The sequence below is a fragment of the Megasphaera sp. NM10 genome, assembly GCF_000417505.1.
Lineage (GTDB): Bacteria > Bacillota > Negativicutes > Veillonellales > Megasphaeraceae > Megasphaera > Megasphaera intestinihominis.
The window spans coordinates 17,496-30,364 of the sequence record NZ_APHY01000070.1 but is presented as its reverse complement, the minus strand read 5'-3'; the positions used below and the strand labels follow the sequence as shown (position 1 = coordinate 30,364).

Annotated in this window: 18 protein-coding genes; all 18 read left to right on the top strand. The window is 56.2% G+C overall.

Annotated elements, in window-relative coordinates:
• On the top strand, positions 1-1,016 hold a 1,016-nt coding region (locus NM10_RS10655), incomplete at its 5' end, for an MGDG synthase family glycosyltransferase (protein WP_020311576.1).
• Positions 1,017-1,084: 68 nt separating this feature from the next.
• Positions 1,085-1,873: a sulfite exporter TauE/SafE family protein gene (locus NM10_RS10650; protein ID WP_020311575.1), complete on the top strand. Its 789-nt coding sequence runs from the start codon at positions 1,085-1,087 to the stop codon at positions 1,871-1,873.
• A gap of 10 nt (positions 1,874-1,883) precedes the next feature.
• Complete coding sequence (locus NM10_RS10645) at positions 1,884-2,621, top strand: SDR family NAD(P)-dependent oxidoreductase (protein ID WP_020311574.1); 738 nt, start codon at positions 1,884-1,886, stop codon at positions 2,619-2,621.
• Between the two features lie 57 nt (positions 2,622-2,678).
• Positions 2,679-3,050: a hypothetical protein gene (locus NM10_RS14775; protein WP_020311573.1), complete on the top strand. Its 372-nt coding sequence runs from the start codon at positions 2,679-2,681 to the stop codon at positions 3,048-3,050.
• Between the two features lie 95 nt (positions 3,051-3,145).
• Positions 3,146-3,604 (top strand): hypothetical protein, encoded by a 459-nt coding sequence (locus NM10_RS14770; protein ID WP_239639710.1) that lies wholly within the window; start codon positions 3,146-3,148, stop codon positions 3,602-3,604.
• Between the two features lie 11 nt (positions 3,605-3,615).
• Positions 3,616-3,960 carry a YkvA family protein gene (locus NM10_RS10635; protein ID WP_020311571.1) on the top strand — a complete coding sequence of 115 codons (345 nt, stop codon included), beginning with the start codon at positions 3,616-3,618 and terminating at the stop codon, positions 3,958-3,960.
• A 261-nt stretch (positions 3,961-4,221) separates the two neighbouring features.
• A complete protein-coding gene (locus NM10_RS10630; RefSeq protein WP_020311570.1) occupies positions 4,222-4,671 on the top strand; it encodes an acyl-CoA thioesterase in 450 nt (149 codons plus the stop codon).
• Positions 4,661-5,464: a glutamate racemase gene (murI, locus tag NM10_RS10625; RefSeq protein WP_020311569.1), complete on the top strand. Its 804-nt coding sequence runs from the start codon at positions 4,661-4,663 to the stop codon at positions 5,462-5,464. Before NM10_RS10630 ends, murI begins: the two co-directional genes overlap by 11 nt.
• 37 nt (positions 5,465-5,501) lie before the next feature.
• The gene (locus NM10_RS10620; RefSeq protein ID WP_020311568.1) at positions 5,502-6,044 is read left to right on the top strand and encodes a hypothetical protein; all 543 of its coding nucleotides are present in this window, start codon (positions 5,502-5,504) and stop codon (positions 6,042-6,044) included.
• Positions 6,045-6,058: 14 nt separating this feature from the next.
• On the top strand, positions 6,059-6,721 hold the full coding sequence (locus NM10_RS10615; protein WP_020311567.1) for a coenzyme F420-0:L-glutamate ligase: 663 nt from the start codon (positions 6,059-6,061) through the stop codon (positions 6,719-6,721).
• 12 nt (positions 6,722-6,733) lie between these two features.
• Positions 6,734-7,324: an XTP/dITP diphosphatase gene (locus NM10_RS10610; protein WP_020311566.1), complete on the top strand. Its 591-nt coding sequence runs from the start codon at positions 6,734-6,736 to the stop codon at positions 7,322-7,324.
• A complete protein-coding gene (locus tag NM10_RS10605; protein ID WP_020311565.1) occupies positions 7,321-7,818 on the top strand; it encodes a metallophosphoesterase family protein in 498 nt (165 codons plus the stop codon). Before NM10_RS10610 ends, NM10_RS10605 begins: the two co-directional genes overlap by 4 nt.
• 27 nt (positions 7,819-7,845) lie before the next feature.
• Positions 7,846-8,610, top strand: a complete 765-nt coding sequence (speD, locus tag NM10_RS10600) for an adenosylmethionine decarboxylase (protein WP_020311564.1) — start codon at positions 7,846-7,848, stop codon at positions 8,608-8,610.
• Positions 8,611-8,622: 12 nt separating this feature from the next.
• A complete protein-coding gene (locus tag NM10_RS10595; protein ID WP_020311563.1) occupies positions 8,623-9,210 on the top strand; it encodes a class II aldolase/adducin family protein in 588 nt (195 codons plus the stop codon).
• Positions 9,211-9,405: 195 nt separating this feature from the next.
• Positions 9,406-11,109, top strand: a complete 1,704-nt coding sequence (locus tag NM10_RS10590; protein ID WP_020311562.1) for an Rqc2 family fibronectin-binding protein — start codon at positions 9,406-9,408, stop codon at positions 11,107-11,109.
• 101 nt (positions 11,110-11,210) lie between these two features.
• Positions 11,211-11,531 carry a zinc ribbon domain-containing protein gene (locus NM10_RS10585; RefSeq protein ID WP_020311561.1) on the top strand — a complete coding sequence of 107 codons (321 nt, stop codon included), beginning with the start codon at positions 11,211-11,213 and terminating at the stop codon, positions 11,529-11,531.
• Between the two features lie 154 nt (positions 11,532-11,685).
• Positions 11,686-12,573 (top strand): YicC/YloC family endoribonuclease, encoded by an 888-nt coding sequence (locus NM10_RS10580; protein ID WP_020724108.1) that lies wholly within the window; start codon positions 11,686-11,688, stop codon positions 12,571-12,573.
• Positions 12,573-12,869: an extracellular matrix/biofilm regulator RemA gene (gene remA / locus NM10_RS10575; protein WP_020311559.1), complete on the top strand. Its 297-nt coding sequence runs from the start codon at positions 12,573-12,575 to the stop codon at positions 12,867-12,869. The genes NM10_RS10580 and remA overlap by 1 nt, the downstream gene beginning before the upstream one ends.

The window sequence follows — 12,869 nt, the reverse complement described above, 5'->3', positions numbered from 1 at the left end:
YCAACGACGTCCTGTCTATCGACAACATCGTCAAGGAAACGTACATCAAGATCCTCGATGTCTTTCCCATGCTGTACGATTTGATGTACTATTCGTCACAAGGATATAAGAAGGGACTCGTCGTCAAGACGCTCTTTGCCTGGGGCCTCAAGCGGCGGATGCTCAGGGTATTGGCCGAAAAGAAGCCCGATGTCCTCGTCTTTACCCATCCCTTCCCGGCAGGGGCGGCAGCGCTCCTCAAGCGCCAGCACCGCCTCGATATCCCCCTGGTCGGCGTCATCACCGATTTTGCCATCCATCAGCTCTGGGTCTATCCTCAGATCGATGTCTACTGCGTCGCCGCGTCCCAGCTCAAGGACCTGCTCGTCGAACAGGGCATCGATGCCGGCAAGATCGTCGTCTCCGGGATCCCCGTGCGCAAGGCCTTTGAACAGGAACGCTGGCATTGGGATGCCGCCCATAAGGCGGATAAGAACGTCCTCATCATGGGCGGCGGCCTGGGCATGGGTTCCATCAAACAGTCCCTGACGCTCCTCGACCGCCTCGACGCCGTCGACAGCTTCACTGTCGTCACCGGCTACAATGCCGATCTCTATGACGAACTGTCCAAGATGCGCAGCGAACTGCATCACGACGTCAACATCCTGGGCTATACCAACCGGATTCCCCAGCTCATGTGCCAGGCATCGCTGCTGGTCACCAAACCAGGCGCCCTGACCTGTACCGAAGCGGCCGCCGTCCAGGTACCGATGGTCCTTTATAGTCCCATCCCGGGCCAGGAAGAAGCCAATGCGACGTACATGCAGGCCAAAGGCTGTGCCCGCTGGGTCAAGAAGCAGGAAGACCTCGTTTCCGTCGTAGCGGACCTGTTGACACATCCCGATAAGCTGGCAGCCATGTCCGAAGCCAGCCTCGACTGCCACCGCGACGGTGCGCGGATCATCGGCAAGGAAATCGTCCGCCTTCTGCGGCCCCAGACAGCGGGAACGGCGGCGGACTTGATATATGAACACTGAGAAAAGGGTCTCCTCGGTTTCGCTCTGCGAAGCAAGAGGAGTTTTTTTCCAAAAGGAGTAATTTTTTCATGGAATTCCAACTTTTTCATACGACCCTGTCGGCGTCGCTGCTGCTCTTCATCATGGCCGGCGGCTTCCTGGCCGGTTTCGTCGATTCCATCGCCGGCGGTGGCGGCCTCATCTCGCTGCCCGTCCTTTTGGCAGCCGGCCTGCCGCCGCACCTGGCCATTGGGACTAATAAATTTTCCGCGACCTTTGGCGCCGTCATGAGCGCCTGGCAGTTCTGGCGGGCTGGCAAGGTCGACATGAGCCTCTTGAAGCGGATCCTGCCGGGGACCTTCATCGGCGCCATCCTGGGTTGCCTGGTCATGCTGCACTTGAAGAGCGAATGGCTCCAGCCCATCATCATCATCGCCCTCATCGCGGCAGCGGTCTTCGTCTTCAGCCAGCGTCAGCTCGGCGCTGCCAGCACGTACAGCGGCAATACCCGGAAGAACGTCCTGGCCGCCCTGGTCATGGCCTCGGCCATCGGTTTCTATGACGGCTTCATCGGGCCGGGGACGGGGACTTTCCTCATCGTCGGCTTTGCGGCCTTGGGCTTCGACTTCGTCACGGCTGCCGGCAATGCCAAGATCCTCAACCTCATGAGCAATGTGACGTCCTTCGTCCTCCTCATCTGGTGGGGCCAGATCCTCTACGTCTACGGCATCGCCATGGCCCTGTGCATCTTTGCCGGCGCCTTCTTCGGTTCCCGCCTGGCTATCCGCCGGGGTACGGGCTTCGTCCGCCTGGTCATGCTGGCCGTCACAGTCGTCCTCATCGGCAAATTGGGCTTATCTTATTTTGGTATTATGTAGGAGGGACGCTATGGATACGGTACTCATCAGCGGCGGCACGTCGGGCATCGGCCTGGCGGCAGCGGCGGTCTTACTGGAAAGGGGCTGGAACGTCGCCATCAGCGGCCGCCATCGGGAAAAAGGGGAGGCCGCCCTGGCGGCGTTGTCTGCGCCGGACCGGACCTGGTATATCCAGGGCGACGTGGCCTGCGACGACGACTGCCGCCGGATGGTCGAAGAGACGGTTTCTCACTTCGGCGGCCTCGACGGTTTGGTCACGTCGGCCGGCGTCTATGAACAAGGCCTCTTGGAAAATGTCACGCCTGCCGACATGCAGCGCCTCTTTTCCATCAATGTCTTCGGGACAATCTCGCTCTGCCGCTATGCCCTGCCGCACTTGCGGCGCCGGCCGGGCAGTATCGTCACCGTCAGCAGCGACGCCGGTCTCCAGGGCAACATCGCCTGCGCTCTCTACGGGGCGACGAAAGGCGCCGTCGTGGCCTTCACCCAGTCCCTGGCCCTGGAAGCGGCACCGCACCAGATACGGGTCAACTGCGTCTGTCCCGGTGACGTGGAAACGCCTATGCTGGAGCAGCAGCTCCGGGACCATCCCGATACGACGCGGGATGCCATGAAAGAGCAGTATCCCTTGTACCGACTGGCCCGGCCCGATGAAGTGGCCAAGGCCATCGCCTTTCTCTTGAGCGATGACGCGTCGTTCATTACCGGCGTGGCACTTCCTGTCGATGGGGGTTTGACAAGCTGGTAGAAACATGGGAAAATATAGAGTATAAATTTTAATACGTTAAAGAATGGGGTGTTTGTTATGGCAGAAGAAGTATACAAAGAAGAAGCCAAGACTGTAGAAGAACTGCAGGCAGAAATCGCCGCATTGAAACAGGAACTGGCCGACATGAAGGCCCAGTCCCAGCCGGCCGACGATGCCGCAGCCAGTGTCGTCAAGGCCATGGAAGAGTCGACAGAAGACAAAGACGTGAAAGTCGAAATGTTGTGCCGCTGGGCTGCAGCCCGGGCCGGTGCCATCGTCATTGCGCCGCTCGTCGGGACCGTCGCCCTCATGGCCAACGAAGTCTATCTGGTCAGCCGCATTGCCAAGGTCTATGATGTCAAACTGAGCGAACGGGCCCTCATCGCCTTCCTCGGCGCCGTCGGCAGCCGCGTCGCCGGCAGCTGCTGACGACGATTATTCCTTTCAGCGCCATCCAGGTACCTGTCGCCGTCGGCATCACTTACAGCCTGGGCCGCGTCACCCAGCGCTGGCTCAAGGACGGCATGCCTACCGACATGGGTCCCTACGTCGACATGATGGGCGAATGGAAGGATAAGGCTCGGGAACAAGTCGACAAACTCAAGGAAAATCCCTTGAAGAACGTCCCCCTCGGCGATGAAACCATCGACTTCATGAAGAAATGGGGCGGCGTCGCCAAGGACCGCTTCCAGGACGTCAAGGAAAAAGGGGAAGAACTCTATCACACCGTCCGCCATCACGACGACCTGGTCGATGAAATCGTAGAAGAAAAGGTCGAAGAAACCAAGGCCGGTGAAGCCGAAAAGGCAGAAGGAACGGCAGAAACTGCCGAAACTGTGGAAACAGCCGAAGCCACGGCTGAAACGACGGCAGCTGCCGAACCGGAAACGGCAGCGGCTGCAGACGGCGATACGGCGTCTGTCAAAGACAAGGTGAAAGCCGCCGTAGAAGATGCCAAAATCCCTTTGGAAGATAAGAAGTAAGGTGAAGGCCCATGTGGAAGGTACTGCGCTTTTTTGCACGTTTTTATACACCTGGCAAATTCGTCACCTTTGTCCACAAGACAGGGAGGAAGATCCACTTTTTGCCGAAGCTCCTGACGATTTTTTACTGTATGCAGGATGAAGACACGCCGAAATTCATCAAATTGGCCCTCATGGGGGCCTTGGGGTATGTCATTCTGCCCTTTGATTTCGTGCCCGATGTCTTTGCCGGCTTCGGCTGGCTCGATGATGCCGCCGTCGTCGCTGCGGCCCTGCGCCTGGCCGGGACTTACGTCAAGCCGGAACACCGTGAAAAAGTACGTCATATGTTCCCGTTCTTCCGCGTCCGCGTGTGAAGGCGGGGAAAGCCGTCTGAAGGGCTTTGCCATCATGCACGGTCCATTTACTTATCGTTTGTAGTAGGGAGTTTGTAGTTTGTAGAAGATGGCTTTAAATTTAAAAATATTTACTAAAAACTACAAACTGCAAACTTAATACTCAAAAAGCGGCTGTCTTTATGGGACAGCCTCTTTTTCCTTTGACAAACATAGTTCCTCATCGTAAAATAGTATGAGTGTGCATGATGTAAGATGCATATAGTTAGGAGTTAAGAACTTATGATTACTGTCGTTGAAAAAGTGCGGTTCTATGAAACCGACATGATGGGCATTGCCCACCATTCCAATCATATCCGCTGGTTCGAGTGCGGCCGCTGTGAATATCTGGCAGCTGCCGGCATCGATTTGTTCGCCCTGCTGGACCGGGGTATTTCCTATCCCATCAAGAGCGTGTCCTGCGAGTACATCAGTCCCATCAACTATGCCGATACCATCGACATCGAGACGCGGCTGGTCAAGCTGAGCCGGGCGCAGATGGTCTTTTCGTACCGCATCGTCAACCACGATGACCACCGCCTGCTGGCGACGGGGACGACGCAGAACGTCTTTGCCCATAAGGACAGCGGCAAAGTCGCCCGCCTCGATGAAGCCGATTATAAGAAATTACAGGCCATGTATGCCGAAGATAAAGCGGCTGCCCAGGCCGGGGGAGGGGTCCATGGAACGTAATCAACAGCCTATCGGCGTCTTTGATTCCGGCGTCGGCGGCCTGACCGTCGTCGCCAAGCTGCGGATGCTGCTGCCTCACGAAAACATCATCTACGTGGGCGATACCAAGCGCAATCCCTATGGGACGCGGACGCCGGAAGAAATCCTGACCTATACGCGGGATATCCTGCGCTTCATGACGGCCCAGGGCGTCAAGCTCGTCGCCATCGGCTGCAACACCGTGACGGCCGTCGCCTATGATACGGTCGTCCAGGAAGTACCGTATCCCCTCATCGGCATGAGCCGGGGCCTGCGGACAGCGCGGGAAATCAGCGCGACCAAGAAGATTGCCGTCTTTGCCACGCCGCTCACGATTGCCAACCACAGCCATCGCAAAGTCGCCGCCGCCATGGACCCGGACATCGAAATCGTCGAGCAGTCCTGCCCGGCCCTGGCCAATCTCATCGAACGGGGCGTCCTCGACGGCCCGGAAATCCGCGAGCCTTTGAAGCGCTATACGGAACCGGTCCTTCATTCCGGTGCCGATACGGGCATCTTCGGCTGTACCCATTTCCCCTTCGTCCAGCCCTTGTTTGAAGAACTCTGCGGTGATTCCATCGCTTTTGTCGACCCGGCTCATGAAATGGCCCTGGAAACATTGGACGTCCTGAAAAAGGATGGCCTCCTCAACAAGCAGCCGGAACCGGGGACTCTCCGCCTGTGCTTTACCGCAGAGAGCGGCCGCGGCTCCCGCCTGGCCCAGCACCTCATCCCGGCCAATGAATTTACAGCTGAAGAAATTTCCCTCACTTAATGGTTATCAAAATATTATATAAAAGGAGTCTTGCGTCGTGTTTTTCTATGTCTTACTCAATGTTGTCATTGCCGTCATCGGCATTGTCGCTGTCTTGTACCTTTTATTCCGCCTCTTTGCTTGGCGGCAGGGCGATGCCCGCTTCGTCATCGAAGCCCGTCGCCGCAAACCGTTTGAACTGAAACAGATGACCCAGGATACGGCTGTCTTTGAAACGGAAGTCCCCCTCCACAACGCCGGCCGTCAGCTCGGTACGATCATGGACTTCTATCCCCGGACCCTGCTGCCCCGCGAACAGTACGACAAGGTCATCGTCCATTCCCAGCTGGCCAATAAAGCGGCTGAACGCGATGACAACTATTGGGAATCGGTCATCTTCAACCCTGGCGACAAGGGCATGATCCGCGTCACTATCGCCCTGGTCAGCAAAGACGGCAATATCCGCGAAGACCTGAAGACCTTCCCTGACATGCCCATCGATTTGGTATACCAGGTCGTTTCCCGCAGCGAATGGTACATCCATAAAGCCCGCATCACCCTGAAGGCTTCGGAAGTACAGCACGCATTGGAACAGAACTAGGAGGTTTTAACGAGATGGCAGAATTAGAATTAGTACCTGTAAAAACGAGAATCCTTACGGATAAAGATGATATTGTCGACGTCATTGAAGAATATGCAAAAGATATCGTCGGCCCGGACGATTTGGTCTGCTCGGCCGAAAGCGTCGTCGCCATTACCCAGCGCCGCTATACCCGTCCGGAAGAACTGACGCCGTCGTGGCAGGCCCGCCTCATGCGCCGCTTCGTCCCGGGCGAAGGCAGTATGGCCAGCCTCTATGGCATGCAGGCTGCGATGAACCTCGAAGGCGAATGGAAGATGATGTTCTGGTTCTTCATCGGCTTCTTGGCCAAGCTCGTCGGCAAGAACGGTGTATGGTATGCCAAATGCCGCCAGGCATCGCTCACGGACGATGTCACCGGCACCATGCCGCCTTTTGATAAATGCATCGTCTACGGCCCGGCCGAACCGGATAAAGTCGCTGAAAAGATCAAACAGCGCATGGGCTGCTACGGCGCCGTCGTCGCTGACGTCAACGACCTCAAGCGCTCGGCTGTCCTCGGCCACAGCAAAGGCCTGAACACGAAGGAAATCGCCAAAATCCTCATCGACAACCCCTTCGGCAATGCTTCTCAGAAGACACCTATCGTCGTTATCAAGAATTACGCCCAGTTCGTCAAGAACCGGAAGAAGGACTAAGGAGACAGGCCTGTGGCAGAAAAAATCGTACTGGCAACGCATAATGCCGGAAAAATCCGGGAGTTCAAGAGCATCTTGGAACCGTTAGGTTATGAAGCAGTTTCCGTCCACGATGTCATGGCCGATATTACTGAACCGGAAGAAACGGGGAAAACCTTCGCCGAAAACGCCCTGCTCAAAGCGACGTATTACATGAAGGCCACCGGCCTGCCCTGCCTGGCCGACGATTCGGGCATTGCCGCTGACGCCCTCGGCGGCCGGCCCGGCGTCTATTCGGCGCGCTATGCCGGCTTGGACTGCGACGATGAAGCCAATAATCAGAAGCTCATTGCCGACTTGGCCGCCTTTCCGCCGGAACAGTGGACGGTCCACTACATCTGTTCCCTCGTCCTCATCTGGCCTGACGGCCGGATCGTGACGGCTGAAGGGAGCTGTGACGGCGTCCTGCGCGACTTCTATGCCGGCGACAATGGTTTCGGCTATGACCCACTCTTCTACGTGCCTGAAAAGGGAAAGACCATGGCTGAAATGACCATGGAAGAGAAGAACGCCATCAGCCACCGCGGCAAAGCCTTGAAGAAGCTCGTCGAGGCCTTGTCATGAGTACGGTCCGCGTCGGCCTGGTCAGTGACAGCCATGGTCGTTTTGAATGTCTGTCACGCATGGCCGATGACGCGCCTGACGTGGCGGCTTGGATTCACTGCGGCGACTACTGTGATGATGGCGAAGACCTGGCTATTTATACGGGGGTTCCCGTCTATGCCGTATTGGGCAACAATGATTATATGACTCATACCCATGATCCAGAATGCCGCTGCGTCACCGTCGGCGGCGTTCGCATCGTCGCCATCCACGGTTGTCAGTGGTATGGCGAACGGCGTTGGCAGAAGCTGGTCGAACTGGGCCGTCAGAATCAGGCGGACCTCGTCGTCTTTGGCCATACGCACCGCCGTTTCGCCAAAATGGACGGAGAGATGTGGGTTGTCAATCCCGGCAGTATCGGCCTGCCCCGGGATGGCCGGGAGGGGACGTATGCCATCGTGTCCATCGATGACGGCGTCATTACCGACGTGGCCTTTCATCAAATCGAACGGTAATTCCAGCAGAAATGGATGATAAGATTCATGAAAACGAATAAACTCAAGCTTTACGGGTTCAATAACCTGACCAAGACCCTGAGCTTCAACATGTATGATATTTGTTATGCCGTCAGCCCTGAGTCGCGCCGTCAATACATCGAATACATCGATGAACAGTATAATGCGGAAAGGCTGACCCAGATCCTGCGCAACGTGGCGGACATCATCGGCGCCCACGTCCTCAACGTCGCCAGCCAGGATTATGACCCCCAGGGGGCCAGCGTTACCATCCTCATTTCCGAAGAAGAAGTGCACGATGCCGATGTCGTCTGTCACCTCGACAAGAGCCATCTGACTGTCCATACTTATCCCGAAAGCCATCCCCAGAAGGGCATCATGACTTTCCGGGCCGATATCGACGTGTCTACGTGCGGCCGTATTTCGCCGCTCAACGCCTTGAATTATCTCCTCGACAGCTTCGATTCGGACATCGTCACCCTCGATTACCGCGTCCGCGGCTTCACGCGCGATGTGAACGGAAAGAAACTGTTCATCGACCACCGCATCAATTCCATTCAGAATTATATCGCCCCGGCCACGCGCAACCGCTACGATATGATTGACGTCAATGTCTATCAGGAAAACATCTTCCATACCAAGATGGTCCTGCACGACTTCGACCTGGATAATTATCTCTTCAATATTACCAAGGATGACCTGACGCCGCGCCAGCAGCAGCAGATACGCCGCCAGGTACGCCAGGAAATGCTGGAAATCTACAACGGCCGCAACATGCCGTCCATGCGCTAAGGAGGCGAGAGCTTGGATACCAAGAAAACACTGTGCCGCATCGGACAGAAAATGAAAGAAGCCGGACTAGTCGCCGCCTGTGATGGCAATATCAGTTTCCGCCGCGACGACGGTACCGTCGTCATTACCCCGTCCGGCGTGCCAAAAGGGGAATTGAAGCCGAAGCACCTGCTCGTCGTCGACCTCGATGGCCATGTCCTGGAAGGGACGGGAAAGGCGTCATCCGAATCGGCTCTCCATTTAGAAATTTATCGGAAGCGGAATGATGTCCGGGCCATCATCCACGCCCATCCCGTCACGGCCACGGCCCTGACCGTAGCCGGCATACCCTTCCGGCCGGACATCGTCACCGAAGGGGCATTGGTCCTGGGCCCGGTACCGACCGTACCTTATGCACCGCCGGGATCGGCAGAACTGGCCACGGCCTGTGCCGAAGCCGCAGAAGGAGCCGACGTCTTCCTCATGGAACGCCACGGCGCCGCCACCGTCGGCCGAGACCTGGAACAGGCCTTCTACCGCCTGGAAACCCTGGAAACCGTAGCCAAGATGTACCGCGATTCCCTCATCTTCGCTGCCACCAGCAGCCAACAAAAAAAATAACCCCGCCGCCAAAGCCCAGCCCTTGAGCTGGTATTTGAAGCAGTGAAAAAAAGGAGCTGTCCCATGAAGACAGCTCCTTTTTGGCAGTCAGCGGCTAGCTATTAAAAGACGTCCCTCTTCACAGGATACGGCAAAACATGGTATCATTAAAAGGATTGTTTGTTTCAGTGAGAATTACGATAAGGAGGTATCATCATGAATCTGGATGGTATCACATTACATTGCATTACCAACGAACTGGCCGACATCCTCAAGGGCGGCCAGATTTCTAAAATCTATCAGCTCGACGCCCGGTCCCTCTATTTCCGCATCTTCAACGATACGGGCATCCATCACCTGGTCATCACCCTGGACGACTCGCCGCGCCTGTACGTCGCCGATACCATGCCGCCGACGCCGGATATCCCGACGGGCCTCTGCATGTTCCTGCGCAAATATTATGAAAACGGCCGCATCGCGTCCATCGCCCAGCTGCACCTGGACCGGCTCATCGAAATCGCCGTCGACGTCCTCGACATGTCGGGCCGCCTGGTGACACGTAAAATCCATGTCGAACTCATGGGCAAATACAGCAACGTCATCTTTACCGAAGACGGCACCATCATCGAAGCCCTCATCAAGACGGGGAAGAACAAGCAGGCCCTGCGGACCATCGCCCCCAAGGAACCCTATGCCTTCCCGCCGAACTTCATGCGCATGGATCCCTTTGCCTTTTCGGCCCAGGAACTGACGGACATGATGGAAACGGGTACGGACGAACCGCTCAAGACGTGGATGCTCAAGCGCTTCAACGGCATGAGCACCATCGTCCTCAACGAACTGTCCCACGATTCGGGCATCGATGCAGGGCGGCCCGTCGGGGACCTGTCGCCGGCAGACCGTTTCGCCTGGTGCCGTACAGTCGAAGCCTTTGGCAAGCGCCTGGAAGGTATGTCCGGGGCTTACGTCTATACGGTCAAGGGCAAGGAAGTCATCTTCCCGCTGGAACTGCACAGCCTGGCCCAATATCCGCGGCGCCACTTCAGCCTCATCGAGACCTACCTCAGCGAATACCAGGCCACGCACCGCAGCCTCAACGGCGAACAGGAACAGCTGCAGAAGAAGGTCGGCAAGCTCATCGAAAAGCAGAAGCGCAAAATCAAGCGCATTGCCAGCGAAATGAAAGAAACGAAGAAAATGGATACGTACAAGCTCTACGGTGACCTGCTCATGATCTACGCCTACGAAAAGCACGACCATGAAAAAGAAGTGACTGTCCAGAACCTCCTGTCGGAAGACCAGGAAAAGGTGACCATTCCCTTGAATCCGGCCTATTCCATGACGGACAATGCCAATCGCTATTACAAGCGCTACACCAAGATGCGTAACCGCAAGCAGATGTCGGCCCAGCTCCACGAAGAGAACCAGAAACACCTGGACTATCTCTATTCGCTGGAATACGCCCTGGAAAACACGAGTACGAAAGATGAGATCGCCGATATCAAGGCCGAAATGAAACAGATGAACCTCATCAGCGGCCACAACCGGGACAAGCTCAAAAAAGAATCGGCCCAGGATATCCTGACCCTCCAGGCCGACGGCCTCGATATCTGGGTCGGCCGCAACAACCGGCAGAATGACTTCCTGACCCTGAAGAAAGCCCATCCCTATGACCTCTGGTTCCACGTCAAGAACCAGCCCGGCTCCCACGTCATCCTGGCCTGCCACAATGTGACGCCGACGGATGCCCAGATCGAACGGGCTGCCCAGCTGGCCGCCTACTACAGCAAAGCCCGGGAAAGCTCGAAAGTCGAAGTCGACTGCACCCTCGTGCGCCACGTCAAGAAACCGGCCCACGCTGTCCCGGGCTACGTCATCTTCACCGACCAGACGACGTATATGGTAGAACCAAAAAAATGATAATTTGTGGCTCGTAGTTCGTGGTTCGTAGGGTCAGCGAAGCTGACTGAGAGGTTGCCTTTTATCACAGTTTCGCCAGAAGACTCCTTCCTCTTATCAGCTTGAGCTATCTGCGCAGTACCTTGAAACAGCTGTGTGAACGCTACGGGATAACCTATCTGGAACAGGAAGAATCGTATACTTCTCAGGCCAGCTGCCTGGACTTGGACGATATTCCCGTATACCAGCCGGATGTCCCCTATACAGGAACGTTCAGCGTGACACGAATCCAGCGCGGCCTGTACCGTTTCGCCAACGGCAGGACGGCCAATGCCGACATCAACGGCGCCGCCAACATACTCCGTAAAAGTAAGCAGAACTTCGATTTCGAGGGACTGTGTAAGGGGCTTTTGGACAGCCCTTTGAGAATAAGGCTATCCTGATTTCAGGAGGAAACTTAAACAGCAACCTTCTCAAGAATCTCCTGCTTCTATAAGCGGGAGAGGTTCAATTGCTTAATTTGTGGTAAAATATTGCAAAAATTAAGCCGTTTAGGGTATAATGGGATATTGAATAGACTAATAAGGGGGTTCGTAAATGCGAAGTATGACTGGTTTTGGCAGCGGTTCCGGCAACGACGGGAAACTGGCTGTCACTCTTGAAATGCGCGCTGTGAACCAACGTTTTTTGGAATTGAATATCCGCATGCCTCATGCTTATCTGGCCCTGGAAGACCGGTTGCGCAATGGCATCAAGGCCATCCTCAAGCGGGGCAAAGTCGACGTCTTCGTCACCGTTCAGGACCTGGACCCGGCGGCACCGGATGTACGCGTCGACCACGCTGCCTTAGGCGCCGTCAAGATGGCCTTGCAGGACGTGAACGACCGTTTCTTTGAAGGCAAGGCCGTGACCCTCGGCGATGTGACGTCCCTGACCAAGGACTGGTTCGTCCAGACGCCGCCGGCCATCGATGCCGATGCCAGCTGGCCGCCTTTTGAAGCCGCCCTGCAGGGTGCCTTGGACAGCATGGTCGCCATGCGCGAACGGGAAGGGGCCAATATCAGCCGGGATCTCCTCAGCCGGGCCGATAAGATGGCAGCCCTCGTCGAATCCATTGCCAGCCGCAAGGAAATCATCGTCCAGGCCTATGAAGAACGGCTGGAAAAGAAAATCCTGGCCCTCATGGATAAGGTCCAGGCCGCCGTTCCCGATGAAGACCGGCTCTTGCAGGAAGTGGCCATCTATTCGGATAAAGTCGATTTCACCGAAGAAGTCGTTCGCTTCCGCAGTCACTTGAACCAGCTGCACGCCATGCTGCAAAGTCCCGGCGAAGTAGGGCGCAAGCTCGATTTCCTCATCCAGGAAATGAACCGCGAGACCAACACCATCGGCTCCAAGGCCGGCGACCTGGCCGTGACCGAAGCGGTCCTGCAGCTCAAGAATGAAATCGAAAAGATACGCGAACAGGTGCAGAATATCGAATGATGAATTTCAACTTATTAAATATCGGCTTCGGCAATGTCGTCATGGGCGACAAAGTCGTGGCCATCATCAGTCCTGAGTCGGCGCCCATCAAGCGCCTCGTCCAGGATGCCCGTGATGGGAATACCCTCATCGATGCGACTTTTGGCCGCAAGACCCGGTCGGTCCTGGTCATGGACAACGGCTGGATCATCTTGTCGGCCTTGCAGCCCGAGACGATTTCTCACCGCATCGTTCCCGCCGGCAGCGATTCCTTCTGGGAAGATGCCGCTGACGACGGGGAAACAGAAAAGGAGTAG